Annotated in this window: 1 protein-coding gene; it reads left to right on the top strand. The window is 70.0% G+C overall.

What is annotated here, in order from left to right:
* Positions 1–48: 48 nt before the first annotated feature.
* Positions 49–416 (top strand): GNAT family N-acetyltransferase (locus QZH66_RS18560; protein WP_305807255.1); only part of this gene is annotated, 368 nt, incomplete at its 3' end.

Raw genomic sequence — 416 nt, 5'->3', positions numbered from 1 at the left:
AACGAAGATCGTGAACACGTTCCAAGCCCGCCATCGGGCACCCCGTCCATGAATACACCGCACTCCACCCCCAGCGCCCTGCCTGGCGGCCGCCGCCCTGGCGCGGCACTCACCCAGCCGCAGGCCCTCGACGGCAGCCCCCTCGTCATGCGCGGCTTCGATGCCGGCCACGACCTGCAAGGCCTCTGCCAACTCTTCAGCGACGTGTTCGGCCAGCCCATGGCCCAGGAACAGTGGCGCTGGAAATACATGCAGGCCCCGGGCTCGCAGCACTACCACGCCCTGGCCGCCCATGCACACACCGGCCAGCTGCTCGGGCACATGGGCGTCATCATCGTGCCGGGGGTGTGCGGCGGCCAAGCCATCCGCATGGCGCATGCCACCGACCTCATGGTCAGCCCGCTGGCGCGCACCGG

Origin of the sequence: Stenotrophomonas sp. YIM B06876, assembly GCF_030711595.1 — a bacterium.
Taxonomy (GTDB): domain Bacteria; phylum Pseudomonadota; class Gammaproteobacteria; order Xanthomonadales; family Xanthomonadaceae; genus Stenotrophomonas.
The sequence above is the reverse complement of the archived record's forward strand: the minus strand, read 5'-3'. Positions and strand labels throughout refer to the sequence as shown.